Below are 25,483 nucleotides of genomic sequence, written 5' to 3'. Positions count from 1 at the left end.
AGATTCCACACTGCTTGCCCTCGACGACAAAAACAATGGAGGCAGACACCATGAGCATGACTCTTCCCAGCTACACCAGCGGTACCTCCGAAGTACCCCTGCTGGGCATGACCATCGGCGCAATGCTCGACCGCACCGCCGAGAAATACCCGGATACCGAAGCCCTGGTTGCCCTGCACCAGGACATCCGCTGGACCTATAAAGAGTTCGTGGAAAAGGTCAACGAAGCCGCCCGCGCCTTCATGGCCATCGGCGTCAAACGCGGCGACCGCGTAGGCATCTGGTCCCCCAACCGCTACGAGTGGACCGTCACCCAGTTCGCCACCGCCAAAGTGGGCGCCATTCTGGTCAACATCAACCCGGCCTACGGCGTGCATGAGCTGGACTACGCCATGAACCTGTCCGGTATCTCCGTACTGGTCACGGCAGACAGTTTCAAGGCCTCTGACTACCGCAAGATGGTCTACGACCTGGCCCCCGAACTGAAAGCCGCCGCCCCGGGCAAGCTCAAGGCCCAGAAAGTGCCCGAGCTGCGCACCGTGGTGAACCTGGACGAAGACAAGCACGACGGCATGTGGACCTGGGCTGAGTTCGTCGGCTTCGCCAGCGACGTCAGCCAGGAAGAACTGGACAAGGTACAGGGCCAACTGCAGTTCGATGACCCCATCAACATCCAGTTCACTTCCGGCACCACGGGCAACCCCAAGGGCGCCACCCTCACCCACCACAACATCCTCAACAACGGATACTTTGTGGCGGAGAGCCAACTGCTCACCGAGAAAGACCGCCTGGTCATTCCCGTGCCCCTGTACCACTGCTTCGGCATGGTGATGGGCAACCTGGGCTGCATCACCCACGGCGCTACCATGATCTACCCGGGTGAAGGCTTCGAGCCCCAATCCGTACTGCAGGCCGTGCATCAGGAAAAAGCCACCGCCCTGTACGGCGTGCCCACCATGTTCATCGCCGAACTGGCCGAGCCGGACTTCGAGACCTACGACCTCTCCACCCTGCGCACCGGCATCATGGCTGGTTCCATCTGCCCGGCAGAGGTGATGAAAAAGGTCAACGGCAAGATGAACATGAAAGAAGTGCAGATCGCCTACGGCATGACCGAAACCAGCCCCGTGTCCACCCAGACCAGCTCCCTGGACCCGTTCGAGAAACAGGTCACCACCGTGGGCCGCACCCAGCCACACCTGGAAACCAAGATCGTCGACCCCGGCAACGGCAACGTGGTCCCACGCGGCGAAATCGGCGAGCTGTGCACCCGTGGCTACAGCGTGATGCTGAAGTACTGGAACAACGACGAGAAAACCCGCGAAGCCATCGATAGCGCCGGCTGGATGCACACCGGCGACCTGGCCACCATGGACGAAGACGGCTACATCCAGATCGTCGGCCGCATCAAGGACATGGTCATCCGCGGCGGCGAGAACATCTACCCGAAAGAAATCGAGGAATTCCTCTACACCCACCCCGCCATCGAGGAAGTGCAGGTCACCGGCATTCCCGACGACAAATACGGCGAAGAACTCATCGCCTGGGTGAAACTCAACCCGGACGCAGACCCGGTGACCAGCGACGAACTGCGGGAATTCTGCAAAGGCAAAATCGCCCACTTCAAGATCCCCAGGAACTACAAGTTCGTGGATGAATTCCCGATGACCGTCACCGGGAAGATTCAGAAGTTCAAGATGCGGGAGATTTCTATTGAGGAGATGGGGTTGAAGCGGTAACGCCCCTCTTCTAGTCCTTTCCTACCTCAAACCCTAGCCATGTGCTGGGGTTTGTTATTTGTGTACGCTGCGTATACTCTCTCAAAGAGGCTGGAACCATGAAGCGCGCTTCGTTATTGTGCGGCGAGATCACAGGAATACTGATCAGCCGCATTCCAACATATTGATTTTTGCTGTTTTTTGTTATTCATTTAAAAGCGGAATCGTAATAATGAAGCAGCCGAATTTGTTTCAGGAGTATAGCCGCCATGAAATCCCTGTTACGCCTGAATAATCAAAACGTAAAAGGAGCGTAGAGCTATGAGCCGCTACCAAGAAATTCAAAACGAGTTAAATATGGTAAGCCCTGCTCCTCTTGATTTGCCAAAATTGTATTTTCTTGGTGACACCGGAGCCGGTAAAACCACAGTTATCAGAAAGCTTCTTGGCACAGAAGAAAGCAAATTCCCAACAACCCGTCAAAAACGAACAACGGTAGCACCAACTGAATACGTAATACACAATGGAAGAGGCTTTGATCTTACGGTAGTACTGAAGCCCATCTCAGAAATTGAGAGCTACGTAGATGAAATCCTCAAAGATGCGATTGGTAAGTTCTACAAAGATCGGGCCGAAGATAAAATAATAAAAAACATCCGCCAAACCAGCGATCAAAGATTCCGTCTTTATTATCTTCTTTCAACAGAGCTTTCAGGACATATAGCCGATCAAATAGCCAATTTGCTTCCAGCCTTAGAGAATGGTGTTCACGCCTATCAACAAGATTTTCCAGAAGACAAAGACGAAACTGATATCTTCACGGAATTTGTAATATCAGAACTTGGCGCCCCGTATTCTGATATTCGCGACGCCGTAATATCAGAAATTCAACGAGTTACCGCAGAATCATGCGACGGCGAAAATTTGGGGCCAGAGTGGAGGCTCCATAAGTATGAAACAACGGAAAGAGAGCATTTCGTAAAAAAATGCAAAGCGTTGCTGTCAAGCGAAATCGACTCAATATCGCCTGTCATTGAATACGCTCGGATACGCGGAAACTTAAAGGCTCCTTGGCTACGAGAAGGTGTAGAAGCAATTATTATTGATGGTGAAGGTATAGGTCACGATACGAAAGAAGCGGGACAATTAGACTCTAGACATTACGACTATTTTTATGATTCCGATGCAATTCTTTTAATAGAAGAGAGCAAGAAGCCTTTTATTGCAGGGGGGAAAAGCGCACTGAAAAGCATTTTTCAACGTGGCTATGGCGATAAACTGTTTTTGCTTTTCACTAAACTCGACGAAGTCGAACCATACGATTCGGAAGCTCCTACTGATGAGGATCGAGTTGAGGATGTCAGAGATGGCTTAGCAAATGTACTAGCTTCTTTGCGTGATGATGGTCTTGATGTTGAACCGGATGAAAACAAGATTTTATTCCTTGGAAGTCTTCAAAATGAAGGAATGTCTGAAACAGGGAAACAGCAGGTAAGCAGAGTTTTCGATCAGGCGCATGAGATATCGCGCTTCCAGCGATCCTTTGTGGCCCCAGTCTATGACTTCGAAATGCTTTCTGCCTTTCTTGTTGAGTCAACTAAGAAATTTAATGACCTGTATCGCGATATGCTGTCCGCGCAGCACTGGAAAACAGTTGAGGCCTTCAATCTCAGAATGGATATGGGTATTGACGGCTTTAGGATGTTTACTCCGATAACGGATTTTGAAGAAAAATTGAATGAGGAGATGGAGAGGTTCATAGCTGAGCCTATAGCCTGGAAGCAAGAAGTAAGCGACACCTTCAAAAGAGAAAGCTTAAATAGCATTCGTAGGCAGTTCAATAAATTGGTAATCGAATTCGCACGTCACGAAATTATCAAGGTTCCTCATCAGGATTGGAATACTGCTTATTGTTACAGTGGACGTGGGTCAACATCTTTGCGTAGGGCGGATATTGAGGCGATCTTAAAACGCTCCGTTCCCCCATTTGCAACATCCGAACGAGTCAAGGACTTCAAAGATAACGTGAAGCGGCTACTTGAGACTGCAATATCAAACTGTGAGATGACATAACAAGTGCCATAAGCCCAGAATAATATAAATAATGTGGGCTTGGGAGCGGATGCGGCTGAACTAATCTAGGAATTATCGATATTAGTAAGTTTAATAGGAAAACTTGTAGGCACGAAGAACATAGAGTGGATACCTACAAACCGTGCCGTAGGCCCGAGTTTAGTATAGAAAAATGCAACAACTCTCCTATTTGGAAATTTTGGGTTAGGCCTTGACACAGCTTTTGACAGACATGGACCTCGTTAACTTCTGTCCAACCGCCTTAGCCATTCTGCTTCAGTTAGACCGACCCGCGACAAATCACTTGCAAAGCGTTCAACGGCTCTCTGCGCGTGAGAAGTCCTAAGCTGGTCAACCCAGTAGAACCTTTTCCCGTCTATGCTTTCAAAGAATGGGGCTCCTTGGTCGTCAGGTTTCGCAACGATTTCTTGGGCTGTACCGTCCGGTGAAAATACGGAAGTAAAGCAGAGGTAGGACTTAGGCTGGAAGACGAGCTCCTGAACAGTACCATCTGACCGGATGATTACGTGGGATGCATCATCACCATCACCTCTGCCACCTTGTTCCATCCGAACGAATACGAAAACTCGCTCCTTCCGCAAACGCACACTATCGCAAATGGGCTGGATACAGAGAAAATAGATATCTTCCTCTTTTTGGTGAATGATACTACCCAGTTTTAGGGTTTTGTCCTTATCGCCATAAAATGTCCGACTCGACATCAGGTGGGAGAAGCGTTGGTTAGCGTCCGAAGTCGCCGAAGGCAGAAAGACCTGTGCCGCCTTTCTAGTGTTCTTATTCTTTCTCTTCTCTGCGTCGGGATTGGGCGTTGAGTCCTCCGTAGCCCTGGCTTCCTTGAATCCCTTGGTGCATAGCAGTTTTGCTATCTTCCTATAATCCACACCTCTCTTGTTGAAAATGCCCTCCAAGTGCTCACCGGGTTCCCAAACATTTTCACACCAGTCCAGCAACAGTTTCTTGGGTACTAGTGGTTTGGGCAGCGCATCTTCAAGAACAGACTCGATTTCCGATACAAGCAACGGGATGACATGTGATGATGCATCCTCCTCGGGAAGAGACATTGAAAGGTGGGTGAGGAACCCCGGATCCAATTCACTATTGAACTTAGAGAGAATCTTTCGACTATTGTTTCTTATCTCTGAAAGACCTAGCAAGGTCGCCGCGTGAAGAAGGCCGGAAGCCAGTCTAGCAAACTCCTTCACTGCGGCATCCGCAAGATCACGTTCATTAACGACAAAGGCCTCTTGATCTTGTGCGCGAGTGCGACCTGGCTTTCCTAAAACGACCACTCGACTATTCTCAGTGTGAAATGCCAGACCACCGTCCTCGGGCCGAGGTTCAATGGCCTCACCGATACTGGCGTTAATTTTTTCGTAGAGCTGGTTCGCGACCTCGAAAAGATTGGTCTCCTGCGTGTATACAAGTATCAGTCTAAGCTGTTCGGGAACATCTTTGGCTGCCTGTGTTACCAAACCGTTAGCCAGCTCTATTGCCCGCTTCCCGCCATCACCAAAAAGATCCCAGTCTAGAATGACGACATCTGCTGCGCGACAGAGCGGGAATATGTCGGACTCCGGCGAGTATTTTGCCGCCTCCTTCGGCTGATAAAGAGAGCAAACGATTTGCTTCTTCGCAAAGCTCGTTACGATATCACGAGCGTCTGGCAAGCTATCTGCTTCGCCAACTTCCACTTCCTGAACTGGCTTTGCTTCGTTCGCGCTTCTGATAGCTTTTTTACGAGTCTTAGGAGTGACGACTTTCTTGGTATCACCAGAGGTTTTCGATTGTTGCTCGTAGATTCTGTCATCGACGAAGACTGCGGTCTGAATAAACATCTCTGCCGCGTGCCTCGAATATCTTTCAACGCTTTCAGGAAGCATCGTCGTCCTCCGGCCACTTTATCATCATAACCGCCCCGATTTTATCGGGGTTAGGTAAAACCTCGATGTCCATCCCTTCCTTCCGCAAGGCCTTTCTAGAGATAAACAGCCCTAAACCTCGACCACCTGGCTTTCTGGTGAAGCCTTGCTCAAAGATAGCCAGCCGATCACGTTCACCTATTGCGGGACCGTTGTTCCTGATCAAAAACCCTTGATCATTGGCGTCAAGCTCAATACGCTTTTCACCTTTCAAATCTGTTAGCCAGAATATTGCATTGTCGATAATATTTACAAAAACGGGGTATAGGGTTGACGGAAAGCTTGTTACTTCAGCGGAAAGAAATGCTTCAGTCGCCGACATCTCTATATCATGTCGTTTAAAGCGGACTTCAAAGAGTGTTCGTAGATAGTGGCTTATGTCAGAGCCCTTTATCGGTATTGCTTTTCGATAAAGTCGCCGCTGTAGTGGCGTGAATAAATTGAGATGCCCATCCAAGTGGTCAAAGTTATTACGAATGTCTTGGTAAAGACCAGCCAACTCGTCGTTGGAGCTTGCCCATGGGCGAAGTTCCCGCAGCGATCTTCTTACGCCCTTGATTGCAGATTCAAATTCATGGTTGATAATTGCTACTGCAAGACCAAGTTGAACCATATCCGCATCTGAGTCTGACTGCTCTCTCAGTTCCTGAAGCTCTTGATCCATAGCTTCAACCATATCGGAATCCGCGATATCTGCGCCGTGTGCAATATTACTGGAAATCGCGGTGAGCATGTCACGAATTTTGGAGAGCGTCTCTCGATTTTTCCTGCCTACAGCTTCGATTCGTCCCTCGAAGCTATCACGGAGCCTTTCGAGTTCGTTTTCGGAAAGCCCTACAAGATCCCGCTGCGCAAAATCAACTTCGACGCCAGAAATAGTATCTTGCATATCCCTGATCGCGTTTCGGGCAAATTTTAAGGCCGAAGAGCGCGTTTCTTCAGCTGAGCTTCTGACTTCGCCTGCTTCCTGCGTAACCAATTTCTTGCCGCTTTCTGCCTGCTGCTTAATCAGAGCGCCCAGCCTTTTCCGCTGATCCACATAAAGCTTTGCCTCTTTGGCCACGGCGCCGAGAGTCTGCGATACCTCATGCGAAAATGGGCTGAAGACCTCTTGGTCGAGCCTTTGGACTTCGGATGAGTAGGCGTTCCACTCCCGTTGAAGCGCCTTTGAGAGACCAACTCCCCGAGGCTTGGACAAACGATAGCTCTCACGAATTTCCGCGAGCAGGCGGTTTGCCTCTCTCTCTGCATCCAGCAGAGCAGACGACGCTAGGTCGGGGTCCTTCATCCTGGACGCCGATTCCATACGCTGGTTGATAGTCTCTTTCAGATTCGACAACTCAGTTTCAGGCAGGCCGGCATTTACCCGATCAAAAAAGCTTTCCAGATCAGCTGCAATGTTCTTCCGCTTCGTTGATACTTGCTTCTCTCTTTTCCGACGAGCAAGTTCTAACCGCTCCAACTCAGCGCGTTGGTCACTGTAATATTCAGAGAAATCTCCGCTTTCCCTGAAAAAGTCAGCTGCGAGCTGCAAAAATAGGTTCTCGAGAATATCCTTTAACTGCCTGTATGCCTTGTCCTGTTGAAAGCCTTCACGGCCTGCTTTCTCATGCAGTAAACCATTCTCTTCTCTTGTGAGTTTGACTGCTCCAAATATTCTCCGATGGGAAAAGAAATAGTAGGAAGCGCCTTTCGTGCGACGCTCTTCAATATTCAGCCAGTCAACGTCTGAGTTACCATACGGCAGGATGCGAATTCGGTCTCGATATACATATACACCACCAATTTTGTCGAGCTTAGATGTTATTCTTCTCCACTCTTCCGGTGGCAGACTTGTCTCGCGCTGAACGCCCATAACATAACCAAACTCAACTTCAAAAGGGCCACATCTGGTGTACTGCCCCTGTCCTGACGCCCACGGAATGACATGATCGGTAAATTCTTCATCGTATATTCGGATATCACCTCTAAACTGGCCGAATTCGTCGAACCGTCCGCTGATCCTGTGATCCGCAGTGTTAAGATCATCGTGCGTAAAAAATTCACCATGGCCAATCAAATCGTCATACGTGCTATCGCTTGGCCAATAGCGGAATGCGGTTTCAATTGGAGGCGGGGGAACCTCTCGAAACACATCGTTCGAGAACCCAAGAAGAAATTTGGTGAAATCCTTCTTTCCTTGGTTACGTTCGCGTTCAACCTCAAGTGCAATACCTTCGTCGGCTGGCGCGACAAAGAAATGTGTCCCTGGCTGATTGTCGTTGAGACTAAGTCCTCCGAGAAACTCTTCTAAATCGCTGGGATCAACTTGAAAGTCCGAGATATCCCTATTTATTCTGTCTATTTGGGCCTTCTCGGCCTTGTGAGATAGTGTGGTTACGTTGTTTCTGACCTGTTCGATTAACTCATCGACATCATCCGATGTGGGGAGCTGGCCGCCGGGGATAGTCTTTGTTGGTATCTCAATTTCCTCAAGATTCACACCTGATATTTCGAACAGTTCCCAGTGTATGAAACACATTACAAGGTCGTGCTGTTTCCCGTGACGTTCTGCACGCGAAAGAATGAGCACTTGGCGGCCAAGCAACGCGATTGCCAAGCGCCCAATCCCCTTTTCACCCATGATGGCGCGCTCAGGCTTGCCAGAGGGGCGGTATGAGTCGGCTTTCGAGCCTTGGGGAGCATATTTACTCTCGGTTCCCAGGACGAGCCACCTGCTTTCAAACTCATCAGGGGTCATCCCAACGCCGTTGTCGCGAATTACAAGTAAATTGTCCGACCTGAAATAATCTACTTCGGCATTTTCAGCATAAGCGTCGTGAGCATTCTTAAAGAGTTCACTGATAGCAGTCGAGACGTTTGCAATCTGCTGGCGCCCGAGCATGTCAACGGTTCGGGCTCTGGTCTGGAATTTGGCCATACTCTACCCCACACGTTGGCCGGCATGGGCAACAATTTGACTACCGAATGCCTTTGCAAGCTGGACGGGAACCGCGTTTCCGATTTGTTTGGCTTGCGAGACCAATGAGCCGAAAAACTTGAAATCTTCTGGAAAAGTCTGAATTGAGGCTGCTTCCCTGATACTTATCGCTCGATGTTGAACCGGATGCCCAAATCGACCGTTCGACAGGCTGATGCAACGGGTCGTTAGCCCTGTCGCTGGTCCGTCCCACCTCATGCGACCGTATACGTCAGTATGTCCAGAGTAGCCATCTTTGTGGCAATCTAAACGAAGTTCCTCGGGCCAATCCGATCTGGAGCCTTCCGGCGGCGTTGCCATAATCCGTTTCAGGTTCAATTCGGACAGATTTGCGGCTTGATGGTTTGGTATATCTGGATGCGTCTCTCCCGCAGCGATCGGCGGGAAGCCAGAAATCCAGTCACGAACCGTGCTATACGGTTTTCCACGCTCAACTCCGTTGCTTGCACTAGGGAATGTAATTTTTCCATGCCTCGAGGCAAGAAGAACCAAGCGTCTACGCCTCTGCGGTACTCCGTAGTTCTGGGATTCCACAATTCCAATTTCGGCATCATAGCCAAGCCGCTTTAATTTGTTCGAGAACCGATTTAATGTGCTGCTGCCCGACACTCTCTGCATGCCGGGCACATTCTCTACAAATACATAGTCTGGAAGATAAGCCTCAACAAGATCACCAAACTTGGCAAGAAGTGAGCGCCTTGGGTCAGTTGCGCCTTCTGGCTTTCGTGTATTTTGCTTTGTGAACGGCTGGCAAGGAGCACAACCACAGAACAGTGTTGCGTTGTCTCGATTAATCAGATCGCCGACAATATCCGAGTCAAAATTCTTGATGTCAGACAGGCTAAATTCGACTTCTGGAAAGTTTTCTATGAAGGTCTTTGAAGAGCCTTCGTCGAAGTCCAGTGCAAAAACAGGCCGCATGCCAGCAAGCTCGAACCCCTTGCTGGTGCCCCCACATCCCGAGAAAAAATCGAAAACGTCAATGCTCATTATTTTTGGTTTCATCAAATGTCTAATGCTGCCGGATTCGAACGGGCTGAATGTTGCGCGAGCTTGGCGGCTAAAGCGTTTTGAGGGTAAGGCGGCAATTGGAATCCTCAGATGGTGCTGCAAACGTGGTCATATATTAACACGCCAATTTACGGTTTTTTCAGTCTAACAAATAAGGTATCGGGATGCCTCCTGTAGAACAAGACTATCTGACCGAAAATAGGGGCTGTGCGTCTGTATTTGGGGTGTAATGGATAACCGGCATCCAACGAAAAGGACCGAGGCAGTTGGCTAGCGGCCCGCCCCCTCCGTGCTTCTCGTCACCTGATGAGCGTGAATACGGGACCTAACCCATCACTCAGATAACGGAAATGGCCGGGCAGTCTTGATCTTCGAAACCGGACAGTCCGTTCCGGGTGCGCCATTCCTTGACGATTTCGAGAATTCGCTCTGGCGTTGCATCAGCCGGATTCTCTGGGTAATAGATCAAATCAGAACCTAGCGGGTGTTCCGTAACCTGGATAAAGTGCTCCAGCAACTGATCCTGATACTCCTCCGGTCCATTCACCTCAACTATGTCGCTCAACAGACCAAGAAACTCGGATTCCGTGTAATCACCGAATTGGTTTTTAAGCTGCATGGTAATTGCTACTGGGGTATCTTCGGATGTGATTCTCGGGCGCCGGGGTAAGTCAGACGTAATGCCTACCAACCGTCCAGTTTGATCCCATGTTCTCTGAGATACTCGCCCTCTCTCTCCATGTATTCGTCTACCCACTGAGAATAGTCCGACTCTTCGTTGTTGTAAGGCTCGGCTTCGTACCGCCCAACCTCAATAGCATTTTCCGCACGGTTCATGATCCACACAACCACAGCCCCGCCCGGTGCCAAGCCAAAAACAAGGTTGTACCGGGGGCGGTCAACAATCTCGCCATAACGCTCGAAAGATGCTACTTCCTTCATTTTTTCTTCAATTTCGCGCGCATTTTCAAGTCGTATCAACGCTCTATAGGATTGTTGCTCCGCAAACGAAAACCACTTTATTAGTAGCAGTCCTGGCATAGCCTGCCATTCTGCATTCTTGCCAGACGGATCCTCCCAGCAGCATGTAACGATACCAATGGGCGCACGCCAACCAATGTCCCCTGAGACAGACTCGAGGATTAGGGTCTCTACCCACGCATCATAGTGTTTCGGCACGACAATGGAGATACTCCGATAAATGGAATTCGGGCCATGCATTGGCCCTTCCGATTCTGTTTGCTCCGAACACCCCAGAAGTATCAGGAGGCATAAGCTGACTGCGAGATTCTTAATACTCATGATATTCCCCTTCAATCCACTGTCCCTTGTTCGGATGAATCGCGCGACGACCGTTCTTGGCGGGTCTGAAGGGGTACAGCGGGCCCATCCTCAGGTAATGATCGGAATGATGGATGTACCGTTGCTTTAGTAAAGCTTTAGACTCCTGCGTCATCAGCAACTCATTACCATGCCAGACGTGAGCAGCAAGATTCCTGGCTATAGGCATTAATTCGTCTGGCAAGGAAAGACCTTCCACATCAGGGTTAATAGACTGCAGGGGAACCCCCTCATTCACAGCCAGCTTATGCATCAGATACAAGGGGATACGCGAGTACTCTCCCCGGACCTCACGATTCAGCCATAGACGCAGAGTAATGTCACCTCCGGGCAGACCAGGTGGACGCTCCTTTTCGATTTCCAGCGTGGCAAGTGGGTTCAGAGGCCCAATCCATCCCTCATTTTTTACGAGCGCGCGTTCCTGCAACATGCGCGAGAATTCGAAGCTCGCTTCTGGATTGCGACGGTCTTTACCCCTGACAACTAGGGGTGGGCGAACTTCGATACGTTCCTGGAAACGATCCGGATAGCCTCCACCGATGTCGGAATGTACCCCCGGCAATACCCACTCGCTGAAGTGTTCGGGCAGGTTGCCGGATTTACTCCGCAGGCTGTTCAGGGAGAAATTGTGCCGTCGCTCATCGCGAGCCACAAACTGAACCGCGCGCTGAACTTGTTCCGGCCTTAAATTGACGTTGATACGGCCGGTTCTCTCGTCATGGGCCGAGAAGTCGAGGTTGCCCAGGTCGGAAACGCCTGCAACGGTATCGAACAAGCCTAGGAATCGAACAGTGATTTTCTTCGGCCAGGGAATACCCTCACGCGTGAAAGCTTTGGCCAGTGCTCCATTCTCATCGACCTCCCTGCTAACGAAGTGGCGCGCCGTTGCGGCTCCACGGCTGAAGCCAAACACATCAAGGACCAATTCATCGATTAGGTCCGCGACGGAGTTGCCGATTTCAAACGCCAGTTCTCCGCATCCCTTGTCGATTTTCTTGAGTACGCCCTGCTCACCAAGCCCCAGCCCCATACTCGGGCCGTCATCGGGGTCTCCGGCTTTTGTGCCTACACCGGATATATAAGTGGCAGTTTGGTGTACTTTTTCCCATTCATCATTTTGGAACTGGCCCTGCTGGTAAAGTCGCTCAAGCTTGGAGACGTTGGTCTCGGCATTGAGATAACTGCCCTCCATGATCTGCGACAGCTCACTACTGCATTCTTCCTCCGACATTGCTCCAGCAGCATTGGCCGTCAGGCATTCATCCATTTGTCGTTGGTAGGTTTGGGTGTTGTTGCGGTTGTTGCCGGTGCCATCAAAAAAGATGCCTGCTTCCACCCGAATTTTGGGACGACCCTCTTCTTCGGGCGAATCATCCGGTGATTTGTCAGGCAACCCTTCGTCAATCAACGCGCCCTTCTGCGCTGCCCGGCGCACAAATTCCTGTGGGTCTTTGTCCAGCAGGTCTTTTGCCGTTGGCGTAAGTTGGCCCTTGTCATCCAGGGCTCCCGCTACCGCAAAATCCACAACTGGCGCGGCGGTGGTGGCAACGCCAAGAATAACCCTCGGATTACCACTCACGATCGAACCGCCGTGGTTGGTGGGGCTTCTGAGATACGCCACGGGCATGCCATCGGCAAAGGCCATTGGGTATCCCTGGGTGATCATGGCGCCACAGCCCGTGGCATCGCCCACTCGGGCAACGGGTTTGCCGTCAGCGAAAATACTGCAGCCATTTGGCAGGATGGGGGAAGAACCGTGCCCTGGGATCGGGCAAACGTGCGTATCGCCTACGCAGGCGGTGATGAGCTTGCTCATGGTGAGAATTCCTTTCTCTTACAGGTTGCCTCCTGGCTACCCGGTGTTTAACTATATCTAGCAGTCCGTGAATATAGCATGCTGGATACTTCATAACATTGCGGGTAGTACATGTAAGTGCTCGCGGGCCAACCCAGCACGAGAGCCTTCTCTGGCTGCGGGCGTCATACACAAAATGCATCAAGGACAGACGCATGGTCATAGCTGAAACACCCAGATTGTTACTGCGCGAGTTTTCATCGGAAGATGTTGGCGCACTCGCGGAGATTATTGGTGATCCGAAGGTCATGGAGTTTTCGACCAATGGGCCATGCACCGAGGATGATACCCGGCAGTTTATCGACTGGTGCCTGGACTCTTACCGGGATCATGGTTTTGGTCAGTGGGCCATTGTTGATCGTCTTTCCGGGGCGATTATTGGGTTTTGCGGGTTGAGCCACGTAGATCTTGATGGCGCTCAGGAAATAGAGGTCGGCTATCGCCTTGCACCAAGCGTATGGGGGCAAGGCCTGGCGTCAGAGGCTGCGGAGGCGGCGTTGGAGTACGGCTTCTCGCACTGTCACATTGACTCGATCATAGCGATCATCGCAACCCGCCATGTGGTTTCTGCTGGTGTGGCGGAGAAGGTGGGGTTCAGGATTGATACCCGTACCAAGTACCGCGGCTGGGACGTTCTTATCTACCGCAAACGCCGTACGGCAAGCGCCTGAGCCACATAGCCTTTACCGGCCTTAAGGAAGCGAGCAGTGGATTGGACGCGCGCGCACCGGTCGTATAACTTTCTAATCATGAACAACAACGCCCACTTCGTTTCTGTGCTCTGGCACTACGGTTTGTCGAAGAGGTCGCATTTGTCGCATTGAGCCGGTTCGGTCTCTTTGCCGCCAGAAACCCAAGGATACGTTATGACTCTCGAAATATGGGTGACCTTTGTATCTGTTGTTTTTATCTTTGCGATCATTCCCGGGCCAACCGTGATTTTGGTGCTTGGCCAGGCCATCAGCCACGGCAGAAGATCGGTTATGCCATTGGTTTCCGGTGTGTTGCTCGGAGATTTTGTGGCGATGACGTTGTCGTTGATCGGGCTGGGTGCCGTTCTGGCAACGTCCGCGACGCTGTTCCTGATTCTTAAATGGTTCGGTGTTGGTTATCTGATCTACCTTGGCATCAAGACATGGCGAGAAGTGCCTGAGCATGGTTTGTCGCCGATCTCCGTGCCGGATATTTCAAAAGTGAATCTGTTCAAGTCCTCGTTTCTGGTGACCGCTCTGAACCCAAAAGATATCGTCTTTTTCGTGGCCTTCCTCCCCCAGTTCGTTAATCCCAACGTCGCGGCGATGCCGCAGCTGCTGATCTTGATGGTGACGTTCCTGGGTGTGGTCTCCATAACCATCACATCGTTTGCGCTCTTCGCAGGCGTTGTGCGTTACAGGATTCAAAACTTCCAGGCCCGAAAACGGCTGAACAAGCTGGGCGGTGGCGCGTTATTTGGCGCTGCTGCGTTCACGTCGACCATGCAGCAAAGTTAAGAAGCGACTTCTTCTCGCCGGGTTTCCCTACCATAAAAACCGTGCATGCTGGCACGCATTATCTGCAAGGAGAGCATTAATGCAATTTCAAGCCATCCCAATCATCCGAATTTTTGATGAGGCAAAGGCCAGGGAATTCTATCTAGAGTTCCTCGGCATGTCGGTGGACTGGGAGCACCGCTTCGAGGAAGGCTTTCCCCTCTATATGCAGGTTTCCAGAGGTGACCTCGTTTTTCACCTCAGCGAGCACTCAGGGGACTGCACGCCCGGCGCCAAAATGTTCGTGAACACGGATGATCTCGAGGGCCTGTACGATGAAATAACCTCGCGTGGCTACCGCTACAGTCGCCCGGAAATCACCACAGCCCCATGGGGCGACAGGATATTCGAGGTGGTAGACCCGTTTTCAAACAGAGTTCTGTTTAATGAGCGCACGTCGACTACATAACCATGACGCGCCTGAGAAAACCGGGACAGTTTTTATTCCTTACAGCATCGAAAATCGCTCAATTGTCGAAAACCGCAACACTCGGGCGACTACCAGATAAGCCTATAAACGGTTTTCGAAGAAACAACGATTGGGAGAAACACCATGAAATACATGCTGCTGGCCTACGGAAACGAAGAAAAATTCAACCAGATGAGCAAAGACGAGCTGGCCGAGGTTGGGGAGAAGTGCAAGAGCTTTGACGCCGAGATGCAGGCGGCGGGCGAGGTCACATGGGGCGGGAGCCTGAGCTGGGACTCAAAGTCGATGCGCCTCAAGGACGGCAAACTGATAGTCACCGACGGGCCCTTCGCGGAAACCAAGGAAGTCGTGGGCGGTGTGGTGATCATCGAAGCGCCGGACTTCGACGCAGCAGTTAAGCTCGCCTCGCTGCACCCGGCAGCGCGTATGGGCGAGGAGTTGGGCTGGGGGATCGAGCTCCGTCCGATGGACTACTGCCCCGCGATCCGCGAAGCGGAGGCTGCGTGCATCAGTTAGCAACCCAATGGATTGTGGGGTTACTTAGAGATAGGAAGATCCCCTTTCTGATCTGCGGAGGACTGGCCGCAAAGGGATATGGCTCTGGGCGTGATCTGAATGACATCGACCTTTTCGTCCCTGGTGAGGACTTTTCGTCAGTGGTTCAAGCCGGCCAGGAGTTTATATCCAAAGCCGCAGCTCACCGGCAGGAGGAAGGCTGGGATCTAACCTACGTGCAGTTCAAGTATGAAGGTATCAAGGTCGAGGTAGGGAGCGCTGACGGTGCGAAAATTCTCGATGCAGGCAGCGGGGCCTGGGTTCCACTCGACATAGATTTTTCTCGCTACGCGACCTTACCTTTGCTGGGTCTTGAGCTTCCCCTTATGCTGAAAGACGATCTGGTCCAGTATAAATCTGCGCTATCACGTCCAGTGGATCTCGAGGATATTCGCGCCATATTTGAATTAGAGGGAACTTCAAATGACTATTGAAACATGGGCTCTGTATGTTGGTACCGTACTTCTGTTCATGTGTACACCGGGGCCAAGCCATCTGCTCATGCTTTCTGTAAGCACGTCGAATGGGTTTAAGAGGTCGCTTGCCACGGCCGCAGGTGACTTAACAGCAAATGCTATTCAAATAGTCTTGGCGGGGCTTGGTTTGGCGGCGGCTTTGAACGCTTCCAAATACGGGTTCACCATTATCAAATGGCTCGGCGTGAGCTACTTGGTCTGGTTAGGTACTCGTCAGATCATTAACTCTTTCAAAGCGCATGGTTCAGCGACACCTGCCAAGAAGGCATCTTTGAAAGCTTTATGGGCTCGTGGTTTCATCACATCCGCTGCCAATCCCAAGGCAGTTGTATTCTTTGCCGCCCTGTTCCCACAATTTTTAAGCTCTACTCATAGCCTGTTCCCGCAGATTCTCGTGTTGGGTTTTTCCTACATCGTGATCGACGGGATATTTCTCAGCGCTTACGGTAAAGGCGGGAGCTGGCTCGCGACCAAATTGAGCAACAAAACACAGGCATGGGTCGAGAGAGCTTCAGGGGCGGGAATGATTGGTGCAGCACTCTTACTTGGGCTCAAGTCCCAACGCTCGTAGTTTCTAACGCTCGTCGTAAGAAGTAAGGCTCATCCAGTTATGGCAGAATTATTGGAATTTCAGACCGAACGACTACGTTTGCGCCAATGGCGCGACAGTGATCTCGAGCCGTTCGCCGCTCTAAACGCGGACCCAAAGGTTATGGAGTTCTTCCCCGAGCCGCTGAGTAGGCAAGCAAGCAACGAAATGGCGGATAAAATTCGTTCGCTCATCCAACAACGTGGCTGGGGGTTCTGGGCGGTAGAGGTCAAGGGCGCCGAGCCCTTTATTGGCTTTTGCGGGCTGCACGTCCCCGTTGCGGCGATGCCGTTTTCTCCGTGTGTGGAGATTGGTTGGCGCCTATCGTTCGCTCACTGGGGAAAGGGCTATGCGTCAGAAGCTGCTCGCGGTGCCCTGGATGTCGGGTTTCAACAGCTGGGGCTTTCTGAAATTGTCTCCTTCACCACCGTTGGCAATCTGCGATCACGCAGTGTCATGAAGCGAATCGGCATGACGTACAGTGGCGAGTTCGAACATCCCAGTTTGCCCGAGAGTAGCCCGTTGCGGCCACATGTGCTTTACCGGTTGCAACGAGAGCAGTGGGAATTAGAGAAGCCTAACCATTAGCACCCGTTTGTACTGGACTTATCCTGGAGCACGCCATGTCAGAAATCGCCAACACTCCTACTCCTCCCTACTATGCCGTCATTTTCAGCAGCCATCGCACAGACGGCGACAACGGCTACGGCGAAATGGCCAAGCGAATGGCTGAACTAGCGGCACAACAACCCGGCTACCTGGGTATGGAATCCGCCCGGGAGGGGCTGGGCATTACGGTGTCCTACTGGGAAAGCCTTGAGGCTATTCGCAACTGGAAGCAGAACGCGGAGCATCAGGAGGCCCAGCGGCTCGGCCATCAGCAATGGTATTCCAGTTTCCGGGTGCGGATTGCGAAGGTTGAGCGGGAGTACGGTATTTGACCGGCAACCCCCTCATACACCACTCTCAATCGCCACGCTGGAACGCATCACGGCCTTGTCCCGGCCCGGTGGCGCGCCAAACAGTTTGCGGTAATCGCGGCTGAACTGGGACGGGCTTTCATAGCCGACCCGGTAGCCAACACTCGCCACTTCCTGATCGCTTAACAGCAGTCGCCGGGCTTCCTGCAGACGCACCAGCTTCTGGAATTGCACAGGCGTTAACCGGGTGATGCTCTTGAAATGCCGGTGGAAGGTCGCCGGGCTCATACTCGCCATTGCCGCCAGTTCAGCCACCCGGAAGGGCTGTTGGTAGTTCGCCTGCATCCAGGCGGTTACCCTGCCAATGCGGGCGGTGTCGCTGTCCTTCAGGCCGATCTGCTGCAGGGCCGGCCCCAGCGGCGAACGCAATATACGCCAACAGATTTCCCGACGGACAAGCGGCTCCAGAACTTCATGGTCATCCGGTTGATCAAGCAACCGGAGCAGGCGGATGACAGGATCGTACAGTTCATCCGGCATCCCGGCCGTGACCAGTGCCGGTTGTTTTGGGCCCCGATACGCCATTTCCGGATGGGTCACCAGCAGCGCGGAAATCATCGCCGGATCAATCGACAGGCTCAGCGCCAGATACGGCTTATCGGGGGAGGCCTGCACGATCCGGGAGTTCACTGGCACATTGACGGACGCCAGCAGGCACTCGCCCTGGCGATAATGAAAAGCCGACTCCCCAACCGCCGTTACCTTGGCCCCCTGCAATACGATGCAGAACGAGGTCTGATAAAGAGCCCGGATGGTGCCGCTGGGCTCCAGGGCGCGGGTCAGGCGTAAACCGTCTATCGCGCTCTCCGGGCCATGGGTCTGCCATTGCTGCTCAACAAGATCACGGAGCCGGCTCAGGGATGGGTTGTCCGGTTGCATTGGTATGACGTTGGGCTGGGCGGTCATGGTGATCTCCTTTTCTGATGGGATCATAGACTGTCCGGCGCCGAACTTCAGCAGGGGCATCCCCGGGCTGATATCAGGTTGCGAGGATTGTGCAATCCTCTGAGAGTTTCCGCCAGCTCGATTGGCCGTGTGTCGCCTAGTATGAACCCACGGCCCTGCTCCGGCAGGTTCATCCATAACGAAAAGGTGATCGGCTATGACAACGCCCAACTTACCCCAATCCACCCATGACGCACCCCTGCGCCTGCGGACGCTGGGCAACTCGGGGCTGTTTGTATCGGAACTGTGCCTGGGCACCATGACCTTCGGCGGCGGGGACGACATGTGGGGGCTGATCGGCCAGTTGCAGCAGGAACAGGCCGACGAGCTGATGAAGACAGCCCTGGAGGCGGGCATCAACTTTATCGATACCGCCAACGTGTACGGTGGTGGTGCCAGTGAGCGCATCGTGGGGCAGTCCTTAAAGAATCTGGACGTTCGCCGCGAAGATGTCGTACTGGCCACCAAGGTGCTCGGCCCGATGGGCGAAGGTCCCAACGCCCGTGGCGCCTCCCGGGGCCACATCATGAGCGAGTGCAATGCCAGCCTGCGGCAACTGCAAACCGACTACATCGATCTTTACCAGATCCACGGCTTCGACCCGGCCACGCCGATAGAAGAGACCTTGGAGGCGCTGAATACTCTGGTGCAGCACGGCCACGTCCGTTACGTTGGCCTGTCGAACTGGGCCGCCTGGCAGGTGATGAAAGCCGTTGGCATTACCCGAGCCCGCCGCCTGTGCCCGATTCTGTCGCTGCAGGCTTACTACACCCTCGTGGGCCGGGATCTCGAACGGGAAGTGATCCCCATGCTGGAGTCCGAAAACATCGGCTTGATGGTGTGGAGCCCGCTGGCAGGCGGCTATCTCTCCGGCAAGTACGAAGGGCCGGACGCCTCCGAGGAGAGCCGGCGCGCCAAGTTTGATTTCCCGCCTGTCAACCGGGAGCGTGGCAGTGCTGTCATCGCCGTGATGCGGGAGATCGCCACCGGCAAGAAGGTCGACGGCCAGCCCGTTAGCGTGGCTCAGATTGCGCTTGCCTGGCTGCTGCACCAGAACGCCGTAACCAGTGTGATTGTCGGGGCCAAGCGGGTAGACCAGTTGCGGGACAATCTCCTGGCAGCGCAGGTCCGGTTCTCAGCCGACGAACTGGCAGCCCTGGATGAGGTCAGCCGCCTACCGACGGAGTATCCGGGCTGGATGCTGGAGCGACAGGGGGATTATCGGGCGCATATGAAGGCGTGATATTCGACCCGGGAGTATTGGCGGTGCTCACGGAAGGTGTCCGTGGCTGCTTGTCAGCAGGCCGCCGCCATGCTTCACTTTCCTGACTTTTACCCACCTCCCAACCGGAGATATGTGTTATGCCACACCCAGTCACTGCCAGTTCAATAATGCCATCCATGACCCGGCGGCTTTGGCTGGTATTGCTCAGTGCGGTGCTGCTGGGCGGATGCTCCTCGCTGTACTACAACACCATGGAAAAGCTCGGCTTTGAAAAGCGCGACATCCTGGTGGACCGCGTGGAAAATGCCCGAGACAGCCAGAACGATGCCCAGGAGACGTTCCGCTCGTCCCTTGAACGCTTCCAGAGCGTGGTGGACACGCCGGATACCGATCTCAAGGATCGCTACGCCGAGATCAGCGATGCCTATGAAGACAGCAAGTCCAGCGCGGAAGATGTCCGCGACCGTATCGACAAGGTGGAAGACGTTGCAGAAGCCCTCTTCGATGAATGGGAAGACGAACTCGGTGAATACGAAAGCGACTCCCTGCGCCGCAGCAGCGAACAACAGCTTGATGAAACCCGCACCCAGTACAGCCAGTTGATCAGCCGCATGCACGATGCCGAGGAGCGCATGGACCCGGTACTGGAGGCATTTCAGGATCAGGTGCTGTATCTCAAGCACAATCTGAACGCCCAGGCGATCGGCTCGCTGGAGAATGAGCTGGTGGGTATCCGCCAGGACGTGGATGCGCTGATTCGCAATATGGAGCAGTCGATTGCGGAATCCGAGGCATTTATCCGGCGTTTTCGTCAGTAAGTCAGAGCGACGAAGCCCTATAGCAAATGTCCCTCGGGCAACATGCGCTTATGAAGGATCCGGATAATTTCAGTTGCACCGTCTGCAGCTAACCGATAAAAAATGATATGGCCGCCCTGAGGGTATTGCTGATAGCCAGGGCTGATTTCGTGGCAGGCCCGCCCCAGGTTCGGGTTTTCGCCCAGGAGGTGGAAACACCGGTCGAACTGAAGGAGGTAATGATTTCGTTGATCTCGACCCCATTTACGTTCCGTGTAAAGTGCAATCGATCTAAGATCAGCTTTGGCCTTCCTGGAAAGCTTGAAGTTTGGCATTATCGTTTTTCGCTATCCAGCTCCTGAATGAATGAATCGTAGGAGTAGTCTTCAAAACCACTGTCCTCTCCTTCCTTAATTAGTTTTCGGAGTGTTGTCAGACGGGTTTCAGACTCTTCAAGCAAGCGCAACCCTGCACGTACAACTTCGCTGGTCGAGCTGTATCGGCCATTTTTGAGCTGTTCTGTAATGAACGCATCAAAGTGTTGGCCTAAAGTGATGCTGGTATTCTTTTGCATCGTGACACCTCACTGGTACCAATAATTGGTATATTTTGATCTAGACTGGGGTGCATTTCAATCCGTGCGATGCCTCCCTTATCACCGCCACCCGCAGAGTCAGAGCGACAAAGTGTCGAAGGTGCCTTCGACGGCCTCCACAAAGCTGCGCTCCTATATTGAAGGGGGGCAAGTTCGTGTCTGATGCCGGGAACGCCCCGCTACGCCAAGAGCCCGGTGCGGGACGAGGAAACCTACCGTAAGAAACTGGCGATCACTCAGGGATACTTCCGGCCAGACTGGTCGGTTCTGGATCGGTTTTCCTAATCGCCCGGAAGTGACTCGTTAACTTCAATCATTGCTCAAAGGTAAAATTACAATGTGATGTCGATTGCACATGCTCCGGTTCGACTTAATTAAGAACCCATCGAACAAACGGTGCCCACGCATCGGAGGAGCAGGAAATGTTGAAATTATACGGAACACCCCCAACCCGCGCCTTGCGCGTTGTCTGGCTGCTTAACGAACTGGGCCTTGAGCACGAACTGCACCCGGTAGACCTTATGCAGGATGAGCATCACCAACAGGACTTTCTTTCTCTCAACCCTGCCGCCAGGGTGCCGGTATTGGTGGATGGAAACCTTGTGTTAACTGAATCAGCCGCAATCCAGCTCTACCTGGCCGAAAAATACCCTCAGGCCGGATTCATTCCCGAGACATTGGAAGACAGGGCACAGATGTACCGCTGGATGTTCTTCCTTGTGACCGAGGTCGAACAACCTTTGTGGCGCATCGCCCGCCACACGTTCGTTTACCCGGACGAGAAGCGAATACCTCAGGATGTCGAGCTGGCGAGACAGGAATGCCTGGAAATGATAGAGGTGCTTGAACGGCACATGTCGGAACGCGAGTTCATGGTTGGCGACCGGCTAAGCGTGGCGGATTTCAACGCGGCATATACACTGGACTGGGCCAACACAGAGGAGATGCTTGAGAGCACTCCGCGGTTGCGGGACTATCTAAAGGCAATGTACTCCCGTCCCACAGCTCCGCCAACCATCGTTGAAGCGTTCTCCGCGATGGAGAGCAGCGGCTGAGGGCCAACAAGGGCATTGTCCACGGTCTTCGGAAACGCTTCGCCACAATTACACCTCACTCCAGCGTTCCGCACCCAACCAGCGACTCAAGGCTGTGGCGCCTTTCGCAGTCACTTTTAATTCGCGACCTGCCTCACGCCGTCGCAGATAGTCATTATCGAGCAGGTGGTTGCAAATTTGCTGTCCCAAAGGGCCGGCTATGTGAAACCGGCGCTCGCTCCAGTCGAGACATGGGCGACACAAAGACACGGAGTTAACAGATTGGGGCTGGCCGAACGACAATCCAATGGGCGCCAATGCTGCCTGCAGCCGGTCTGTTAGAGCGCCCCCATCAGGTTCGAGCACAATGGCTTGCTCTGCCACCAAATAGTCTGCAACGGCAACACCCAGGCGACCACCAAGATGGTCGTAACACATCCTTGCCCGCCTCATGCCGGGATCGCGTGGACCGGTATCGACCCTGGGCGGTTTCCGGCCCAACGCGGCGACCTGCATGATGCCCTCCAGCATTGTCGCCACCTCCCTTGACGCCAGGCGATGGTATCGATGCCGCCCTTGTTTCAGCAACACCAACAACTCCGCCTCAACCAGAAGCGACAGGTGACCACTGGCGGTCTGAGGAGAAACCCCTCCTATTCTCGCCAACTCATGCGCGGTATACGCACGGCCATCCATGAGTGCCAGCAACATGGTAGCGCGGGCAGGAACTCCCACTAGTGACGCTATTCGGGCAATTTCGTTCGTGTTCACGAGTTATGATGAGCCTTTGAATCGTTAGGCGCTGCTGATCGATCAGAAAGCCCATAATCCCGGACAACGTCCGCCACTCTCAACCGATAGTCGGAAAAGATATCACTCCGTCCTTTTGCCTGGGCGTGACGATGGGCTTCCATGTTCCGCCATTGCGCAATGGCGGCTTCATCCCGCCAGAACGACAGGGACAGTATCCGGCCAGGGTGCGTGAGGCTCTCGAAACGCTCAATGGATATGAAGCCGTCTATTTGTTCTAACAGCGGCGCCAACGCGGCTGCTTCATCGAGATATTCGGCGGTTTTACCCGGGCGTGGTTCCAACTCAAATATCACTGCCAACATTTTAGATCTCCTCCACAGAGTCGGAGCGACGACGTGTTGAAGGTACATTCACGGTGCCTTCGGCGGCTTCCACAAAGCTGCGCTCTTCCCGTAGTATAAAGCGCTGGGATTCAGCGAGCGCAAAGTTCCTTTTTCCGGCCTCATCCGCCTTCAGGCGACACCGATACGATTCGTAGCTTGCAAGAGAATCAAACCCGATAAGGCCCCAGGCGATGTCGTTGGTTCCTTCCGAGGGCAGGAAGTAGCCGATCAAGTCACCGCCGCAACGTGGAATGATGTCACCCCAGTTTTTGGCGTAAACTTTAAACTGCTCTTTCTGGAACGGGTCTATCTGATAGCGAATGACGCAAACGATGGGCATTGAAAGCCTCCTGAACCGTTAGTTTAGGCGCCTATTGTGCAACTTAATTCAATGCGAATGTTTCGCTGTGGACCGAAGTGAATCCGGGACAGATTTTACTGACAGCCTGCTTACAGGAGCGTTTGCACGATGAAGGCCTCAAAGGAATTCTGGGACAAGAGCGCACCCCGATATGCGAAAAGCCCGGTGCGGGACGAGGAAACCTACCGGAAAAAACTCGACATCACCCAAGGATATTTCCGGCCAGACTGGTCGGTACTGGAGTTCGGCTGTGGAACCGGCAGCACTGCCCTGGTTCATGCGCCCTATGTAAAAGAAATTCTTGCGACCGACATATCCGGCAAAATGCTGGACATCGCCACGCAGAAAGCCCGCGATGCTGGTGTCGAGAACGTGCGCTTTCAGCAGGGCACCCTGGAAAGCCTGGCGCTGGAGGCGGAAACCTTTGATGCGGTGCTGGGGCTCAATATTCTCCATCTGCTGGACAACCCCGAAACGGCGATTGCCCGGGTTCATGAACTGCTGAAACCCGGTGGCGTTTTTGTTTCCAGCACTGCTCTGGTGGGTGAACTGATGGTGCTCTGGCGGCTGTTGATTCCAGCCATGCAGGCGGTGGGGTTGGCGCCGTTCGTGAACCGCTTTAGCCGGCAATCACTGGTAGCGATGCTGGCCAAGGCAGGGTTCAGCATCGATTATGAATGGCAGCCGGGTAAGTCGTCAGTGTTTTTGGTGGCCCGGAAGTGACCCCGTCAACAGAGAACCCTGTTGGCTCAACGAGGATTTAGTATGGCAGAAGTACCTCAAAAACAGTCCGGAACCAGCGGCTACTCCTGGAAACTGTCTGCCGTTGCAGCCGTGGCGTCTGTCATCGGCGCGGTAGTCTCGTTCGGGGAGGTGTCACCAATCATCACCGGGTTGATTCTCCTTGCCGCCGTTGGCTGGGGCTTTACCGCACGGGACAACAAACGAGCGGCGGAACAGGCAAAAGACGCACAATAAACGACGTTCCTGAAAATTTTTCCTTCCCCTGTCGATTTCGTCCCGCCCCACGCGACTAACCAGTGAAACAACCAACAATCACTGGAGAACGACGACATGAAATACATGCTGATGCGCAAGGCCGATGCGGACACCGAGAATGGCGTAATGCCCACGGACGACCTCTTGCAGGCGATGGCGGACTATAACGAGCGTATGACGCAGGCAGGGGTGTTTACCGGTGGCGACGGTTTGTGGCCCACCCGCGAAGGCTGCCGCATTCAGTTCCGCAACGGTGAGCCAACTGTTGTCAACGGACCCTTCGAGCAGACCAGCGAACTGCTGGCCGGCTACAGTGTGCTTGAGGTGGATTCCTTCGAAGACGCCATCGCCTGGGCAAAACAGTGGCCAAAAGAGGATGCTGGCGGCAATGTCACCCTTGAGTTACGCCGTTACTTTACGCTGGAGGATTTCGCGCCCAGCCCCGCACTTGAGAAGCATCGTTCGCAGGAAAAACTGCCACGGGAGATGAACGTGCACGTGGCGTTTGGCGGCAACTGCCGGGAAGCCATGGAATTCTATGCGGAGGTCACCGCCGGCACTCTGGAAGCCGTGATTACCTACGGCGAAACGCCAGCGGCAGAGGATGTGCCGAAGGAAATGCACGACCGCGTTGTTCATTCCTCCCTTAACATCCGTGGCCGTCGGCTGATGGGGGCGGATATGGCGGGAGACTGTTATCAGGCGCCGCAGGGTACGCAGATCCACCTTGAATACGATGATACCAAGCAGGCGGAGCGGGTTTTCCGGGCACTGTCCGAAGGAGGCGCAGAGATCATGCCGTTCGAACAGACCTTCTGGGCCCATCGTTTCGGAATGACCAAGGATCGATTTGGGGTCCAGTGGATGATCAGCAGCGGGCTTGAGCAGTGCCAGTAAATGACAACAACCGGGAG

At 53.2% G+C, this 25,483-nt stretch carries 29 protein-coding genes; 17 read left to right on the top strand and 12 right to left on the bottom strand.

Features of this window, described 5'->3' with window-relative positions; translation table 11 throughout:
• Positions 1 to 56 precede the first annotated feature (56 nt).
• Together ACTRWH_RS05120 and ACTRWH_RS05115 are read left to right on the top strand one after the other, a co-directional pair.
• On the top strand, positions 57 to 1,739 hold the full coding sequence (locus tag ACTRWH_RS05120) for a fatty acid CoA ligase family protein (protein ID WP_462826066.1): 1,683 nt from the start codon (positions 57 to 59) through the stop codon (positions 1,737 to 1,739).
• 300 nt (positions 1,740 to 2,039) lie between these two features.
• Positions 2,040 to 3,791: a hypothetical protein gene (locus ACTRWH_RS05115; protein WP_462826033.1), complete on the top strand. Its 1,752-nt coding sequence runs from the start codon at positions 2,040 to 2,042 to the stop codon at positions 3,789 to 3,791.
• 242 nt (positions 3,792 to 4,033) lie between these two features.
• Here the strand turns inward: ACTRWH_RS05115 and ACTRWH_RS05110 are convergent, their stop codons facing one another.
• From ACTRWH_RS05110 to ACTRWH_RS05085, 6 genes are all read right to left on the bottom strand, one after another.
• Positions 4,034 to 5,692 carry a response regulator receiver domain gene (locus ACTRWH_RS05110; protein ID WP_462826032.1) on the bottom strand — a complete coding sequence of 553 codons (1,659 nt, stop codon included), beginning with the start codon at positions 5,690 to 5,692 and terminating at the stop codon, positions 4,034 to 4,036.
• Positions 5,682 to 8,651 carry an ATP-binding protein gene (locus ACTRWH_RS05105; protein ID WP_462826031.1) on the bottom strand — a complete coding sequence of 990 codons (2,970 nt, stop codon included), beginning with the start codon at positions 8,649 to 8,651 and terminating at the stop codon, positions 5,682 to 5,684. The genes ACTRWH_RS05110 and ACTRWH_RS05105 overlap by 11 nt, the downstream gene beginning before the upstream one ends.
• Positions 8,652 to 8,654: 3 nt before the next feature.
• Positions 8,655 to 9,701 carry a DNA (cytosine-5-)-methyltransferase gene (locus ACTRWH_RS05100; protein WP_462826030.1) on the bottom strand — a complete coding sequence of 349 codons (1,047 nt, stop codon included), beginning with the start codon at positions 9,699 to 9,701 and terminating at the stop codon, positions 8,655 to 8,657.
• A 358-nt stretch (positions 9,702 to 10,059) separates the two neighbouring features.
• Positions 10,060 to 10,341, bottom strand: coding sequence for a bacteriocin immunity protein (locus ACTRWH_RS05095; protein ID WP_462826029.1), 282 nt, complete (start codon positions 10,339 to 10,341; stop codon positions 10,060 to 10,062).
• Positions 10,342 to 10,406: 65 nt separating this feature from the next.
• Positions 10,407 to 11,024: a DUF2931 family protein gene (locus ACTRWH_RS05090; protein ID WP_462826028.1), complete on the bottom strand. Its 618-nt coding sequence runs from the start codon at positions 11,022 to 11,024 to the stop codon at positions 10,407 to 10,409.
• A complete protein-coding gene (locus ACTRWH_RS05085) occupies positions 11,014 to 12,879 on the bottom strand; it encodes a phospholipase effector Tle1 domain-containing protein (protein ID WP_462826027.1) in 1,866 nt (621 codons plus the stop codon). Before ACTRWH_RS05085 ends, ACTRWH_RS05090 begins: the two co-directional genes overlap by 11 nt.
• 194 nt (positions 12,880 to 13,073) lie before the next feature.
• On the opposite strand from ACTRWH_RS05085, the gene ACTRWH_RS05080 reads away from it, so the two are divergent.
• The 8 genes from ACTRWH_RS05080 to ACTRWH_RS05045 all read left to right on the top strand — a co-directional run bounded on the left by ACTRWH_RS05080 (position 13,074) and on the right by ACTRWH_RS05045 (position 17,438).
• The gene (locus tag ACTRWH_RS05080; RefSeq protein ID WP_462826026.1) at positions 13,074 to 13,589 is read left to right on the top strand and encodes a GNAT family N-acetyltransferase; all 516 of its coding nucleotides are present in this window, start codon (positions 13,074 to 13,076) and stop codon (positions 13,587 to 13,589) included.
• A gap of 168 nt (positions 13,590 to 13,757) precedes the next feature.
• Complete coding sequence (locus tag ACTRWH_RS05075) at positions 13,758 to 14,408, top strand: LysE family transporter (protein WP_462826025.1); 651 nt, start codon at positions 13,758 to 13,760, stop codon at positions 14,406 to 14,408.
• A 79-nt stretch (positions 14,409 to 14,487) separates the two neighbouring features.
• Positions 14,488 to 14,856, top strand: a complete 369-nt coding sequence (locus ACTRWH_RS05070; RefSeq protein WP_462826024.1) for a glyoxalase superfamily protein — start codon at positions 14,488 to 14,490, stop codon at positions 14,854 to 14,856.
• Positions 14,857 to 15,000: 144 nt separating this feature from the next.
• Positions 15,001 to 15,393 carry a YciI family protein gene (locus tag ACTRWH_RS05065; protein ID WP_462826023.1) on the top strand — a complete coding sequence of 131 codons (393 nt, stop codon included), beginning with the start codon at positions 15,001 to 15,003 and terminating at the stop codon, positions 15,391 to 15,393.
• Positions 15,381 to 15,866: a hypothetical protein gene (locus ACTRWH_RS05060; protein WP_462826022.1), complete on the top strand. Its 486-nt coding sequence runs from the start codon at positions 15,381 to 15,383 to the stop codon at positions 15,864 to 15,866. The genes ACTRWH_RS05065 and ACTRWH_RS05060 overlap by 13 nt, the downstream gene beginning before the upstream one ends.
• The gene (locus tag ACTRWH_RS05055) at positions 15,856 to 16,479 is read left to right on the top strand and encodes a LysE family transporter (RefSeq protein ID WP_462826021.1); all 624 of its coding nucleotides are present in this window, start codon (positions 15,856 to 15,858) and stop codon (positions 16,477 to 16,479) included. Before ACTRWH_RS05060 ends, ACTRWH_RS05055 begins: the two co-directional genes overlap by 11 nt.
• A gap of 39 nt (positions 16,480 to 16,518) precedes the next feature.
• Complete coding sequence (locus tag ACTRWH_RS05050; protein ID WP_462826020.1) at positions 16,519 to 17,085, top strand: GNAT family N-acetyltransferase; 567 nt, start codon at positions 16,519 to 16,521, stop codon at positions 17,083 to 17,085.
• 35 nt (positions 17,086 to 17,120) lie between these two features.
• Positions 17,121 to 17,438 (top strand): antibiotic biosynthesis monooxygenase, encoded by a 318-nt coding sequence (locus tag ACTRWH_RS05045; protein ID WP_462826019.1) that lies wholly within the window; start codon positions 17,121 to 17,123, stop codon positions 17,436 to 17,438.
• A 12-nt stretch (positions 17,439 to 17,450) separates the two neighbouring features.
• On the opposite strand, the gene ACTRWH_RS05040 is transcribed toward ACTRWH_RS05045, so the two are convergent.
• A complete protein-coding gene (locus ACTRWH_RS05040; protein ID WP_462826018.1) occupies positions 17,451 to 18,410 on the bottom strand; it encodes an AraC family transcriptional regulator N-terminal domain-containing protein in 960 nt (319 codons plus the stop codon).
• A gap of 169 nt (positions 18,411 to 18,579) precedes the next feature.
• Between ACTRWH_RS05040 and ACTRWH_RS05035 the strand changes: the two genes are divergently transcribed.
• Positions 18,580 to 19,665 carry an aldo/keto reductase gene (locus tag ACTRWH_RS05035; protein WP_462826017.1) on the top strand — a complete coding sequence of 362 codons (1,086 nt, stop codon included), beginning with the start codon at positions 18,580 to 18,582 and terminating at the stop codon, positions 19,663 to 19,665.
• Between the two features lie 158 nt (positions 19,666 to 19,823).
• Positions 19,824 to 20,465 (top strand): DUF2959 family protein, encoded by a 642-nt coding sequence (locus ACTRWH_RS05030; RefSeq protein WP_462826065.1) that lies wholly within the window; start codon positions 19,824 to 19,826, stop codon positions 20,463 to 20,465.
• 17 nt (positions 20,466 to 20,482) lie between these two features.
• On the opposite strand, the gene ACTRWH_RS05025 is transcribed toward ACTRWH_RS05030, so the two are convergent.
• Both ACTRWH_RS05025 and ACTRWH_RS05020 read right to left on the bottom strand, forming a co-directional pair.
• Positions 20,483 to 20,779 (bottom strand): type II toxin-antitoxin system RelE/ParE family toxin, encoded by a 297-nt coding sequence (locus ACTRWH_RS05025; protein ID WP_462826016.1) that lies wholly within the window; start codon positions 20,777 to 20,779, stop codon positions 20,483 to 20,485.
• Positions 20,779 to 21,018, bottom strand: a complete 240-nt coding sequence (locus ACTRWH_RS05020) for a type II toxin-antitoxin system ParD family antitoxin (protein ID WP_462826015.1) — start codon at positions 21,016 to 21,018, stop codon at positions 20,779 to 20,781. The genes ACTRWH_RS05025 and ACTRWH_RS05020 overlap by 1 nt, the downstream gene beginning before the upstream one ends.
• Before the next feature lie 183 nt (positions 21,019 to 21,201).
• On the opposite strand from ACTRWH_RS05020, the gene ACTRWH_RS05015 reads away from it, so the two are divergent.
• Both ACTRWH_RS05015 and ACTRWH_RS05010 read left to right on the top strand, forming a co-directional pair.
• Positions 21,202 to 21,324, top strand: a complete 123-nt coding sequence (locus tag ACTRWH_RS05015; RefSeq protein WP_256713578.1) for a hypothetical protein — start codon at positions 21,202 to 21,204, stop codon at positions 21,322 to 21,324.
• A 137-nt stretch (positions 21,325 to 21,461) separates the two neighbouring features.
• Positions 21,462 to 22,094: a glutathione S-transferase N-terminal domain-containing protein gene (locus tag ACTRWH_RS05010; protein WP_462826013.1), complete on the top strand. Its 633-nt coding sequence runs from the start codon at positions 21,462 to 21,464 to the stop codon at positions 22,092 to 22,094.
• Positions 22,095 to 22,142: 48 nt separating this feature from the next.
• Here the strand turns inward: ACTRWH_RS05010 and ACTRWH_RS05005 are convergent, their stop codons facing one another.
• The 3 genes from ACTRWH_RS05005 to ACTRWH_RS04995 are packed head-to-tail and all read right to left on the bottom strand — an operon-like array spanning position 22,143 to position 23,549.
• The gene (locus tag ACTRWH_RS05005; protein WP_286811995.1) at positions 22,143 to 22,844 is read right to left on the bottom strand and encodes an ArsR/SmtB family transcription factor; all 702 of its coding nucleotides are present in this window, start codon (positions 22,842 to 22,844) and stop codon (positions 22,143 to 22,145) included.
• Complete coding sequence (locus tag ACTRWH_RS05000; RefSeq protein WP_462826012.1) at positions 22,841 to 23,188, bottom strand: antibiotic biosynthesis monooxygenase; 348 nt, start codon at positions 23,186 to 23,188, stop codon at positions 22,841 to 22,843. Before ACTRWH_RS05000 ends, ACTRWH_RS05005 begins: the two co-directional genes overlap by 4 nt.
• 1 nt (position 23,189) lies before the next feature.
• A complete protein-coding gene (locus tag ACTRWH_RS04995; RefSeq protein ID WP_462826011.1) occupies positions 23,190 to 23,549 on the bottom strand; it encodes an NIPSNAP family protein in 360 nt (119 codons plus the stop codon).
• Between the two features lie 129 nt (positions 23,550 to 23,678).
• Here ACTRWH_RS04995 and ACTRWH_RS04990 point away from each other — a divergent pair, with 129 nt between their 5' ends.
• The 3 genes from ACTRWH_RS04990 (at position 23,679) to ACTRWH_RS04980 (ending at position 25,466) form a co-directional block, all read left to right on the top strand.
• Positions 23,679 to 24,293 (top strand): class I SAM-dependent methyltransferase, encoded by a 615-nt coding sequence (locus ACTRWH_RS04990; RefSeq protein ID WP_091643306.1) that lies wholly within the window; start codon positions 23,679 to 23,681, stop codon positions 24,291 to 24,293.
• A 42-nt stretch (positions 24,294 to 24,335) separates the two neighbouring features.
• Complete coding sequence (locus ACTRWH_RS04985; protein WP_036202542.1) at positions 24,336 to 24,548, top strand: hypothetical protein; 213 nt, start codon at positions 24,336 to 24,338, stop codon at positions 24,546 to 24,548.
• A gap of 96 nt (positions 24,549 to 24,644) precedes the next feature.
• The gene (locus tag ACTRWH_RS04980; RefSeq protein ID WP_462826010.1) at positions 24,645 to 25,466 is read left to right on the top strand and encodes a YciI family protein; all 822 of its coding nucleotides are present in this window, start codon (positions 24,645 to 24,647) and stop codon (positions 25,464 to 25,466) included.
• Positions 25,467 to 25,483: the final 17 nt, after the last annotated feature.

The organism is Marinobacter sp. G5_S1_61_S3 (assembly GCF_054968585.1).
Note: the sequence above shows the minus strand (reverse complement) of the source record. Positions and strands in the feature narration are given on the sequence as shown.

Coding starts and splice junctions, on each gene's coding strand:
- ACTRWH_RS05055 (WP_462826021.1), top strand. CDS start 15,856: ATGACTATTGAAACATGGGCTCTGTATGTTGGTACCGTACTTCTGTTC.
- ACTRWH_RS05045 (WP_462826019.1), top strand. CDS start 17,121: ATGTCAGAAATCGCCAACACTCCTACTCCTCCCTACTATGCCGTCATT.
- ACTRWH_RS04995 (WP_462826011.1), bottom strand. CDS start 23,549: ATGCCCATCGTTTGCGTCATTCGCTATCAGATAGACCCGTTCCAGAAA.
- ACTRWH_RS05110 (WP_462826032.1), bottom strand. CDS start 5,692: ATGCTTCCTGAAAGCGTTGAAAGATATTCGAGGCACGCGGCAGAGATG.
- ACTRWH_RS05100 (WP_462826030.1), bottom strand. CDS start 9,701: ATGAGCATTGACGTTTTCGATTTTTTCTCGGGATGTGGGGGCACCAGC.
- ACTRWH_RS05115 (WP_462826033.1), top strand. CDS start 2,040: ATGAGCCGCTACCAAGAAATTCAAAACGAGTTAAATATGGTAAGCCCT.
- ACTRWH_RS05120 (WP_462826066.1), top strand. CDS start 57: ATGACTCTTCCCAGCTACACCAGCGGTACCTCCGAAGTACCCCTGCTG.
- ACTRWH_RS05015 (WP_256713578.1), top strand. CDS start 21,202: ATGCCGGGAACGCCCCGCTACGCCAAGAGCCCGGTGCGGGACGAGGAA.
- ACTRWH_RS05065 (WP_462826023.1), top strand. CDS start 15,001: ATGAAATACATGCTGCTGGCCTACGGAAACGAAGAAAAATTCAACCAG.
- ACTRWH_RS04985 (WP_036202542.1), top strand. CDS start 24,336: ATGGCAGAAGTACCTCAAAAACAGTCCGGAACCAGCGGCTACTCCTGG.
- ACTRWH_RS05050 (WP_462826020.1), top strand. CDS start 16,519: ATGGCAGAATTATTGGAATTTCAGACCGAACGACTACGTTTGCGCCAA.
- ACTRWH_RS04980 (WP_462826010.1), top strand. CDS start 24,645: ATGAAATACATGCTGATGCGCAAGGCCGATGCGGACACCGAGAATGGC.
- ACTRWH_RS05105 (WP_462826031.1), bottom strand. CDS start 8,651: ATGGCCAAATTCCAGACCAGAGCCCGAACCGTTGACATGCTCGGGCGC.
- ACTRWH_RS05040 (WP_462826018.1), bottom strand. CDS start 18,410: ATGATCCCATCAGAAAAGGAGATCACCATGACCGCCCAGCCCAACGTC.
- ACTRWH_RS05085 (WP_462826027.1), bottom strand. CDS start 12,879: ATGAGCAAGCTCATCACCGCCTGCGTAGGCGATACGCACGTTTGCCCG.
- ACTRWH_RS05010 (WP_462826013.1), top strand. CDS start 21,462: ATGTTGAAATTATACGGAACACCCCCAACCCGCGCCTTGCGCGTTGTC.
- ACTRWH_RS05025 (WP_462826016.1), bottom strand. CDS start 20,779: ATGCCAAACTTCAAGCTTTCCAGGAAGGCCAAAGCTGATCTTAGATCG.
- ACTRWH_RS05000 (WP_462826012.1), bottom strand. CDS start 23,188: ATGTTGGCAGTGATATTTGAGTTGGAACCACGCCCGGGTAAAACCGCC.
- ACTRWH_RS05095 (WP_462826029.1), bottom strand. CDS start 10,341: ATGCAGCTTAAAAACCAATTCGGTGATTACACGGAATCCGAGTTTCTT.
- ACTRWH_RS05070 (WP_462826024.1), top strand. CDS start 14,488: ATGCAATTTCAAGCCATCCCAATCATCCGAATTTTTGATGAGGCAAAG.
- ACTRWH_RS05020 (WP_462826015.1), bottom strand. CDS start 21,018: ATGCAAAAGAATACCAGCATCACTTTAGGCCAACACTTTGATGCGTTC.
- ACTRWH_RS05035 (WP_462826017.1), top strand. CDS start 18,580: ATGACAACGCCCAACTTACCCCAATCCACCCATGACGCACCCCTGCGC.
- ACTRWH_RS05080 (WP_462826026.1), top strand. CDS start 13,074: ATGGTCATAGCTGAAACACCCAGATTGTTACTGCGCGAGTTTTCATCG.
- ACTRWH_RS04990 (WP_091643306.1), top strand. CDS start 23,679: ATGAAGGCCTCAAAGGAATTCTGGGACAAGAGCGCACCCCGATATGCG.
- ACTRWH_RS05030 (WP_462826065.1), top strand. CDS start 19,824: ATGACCCGGCGGCTTTGGCTGGTATTGCTCAGTGCGGTGCTGCTGGGC.
- ACTRWH_RS05090 (WP_462826028.1), bottom strand. CDS start 11,024: ATGAGTATTAAGAATCTCGCAGTCAGCTTATGCCTCCTGATACTTCTG.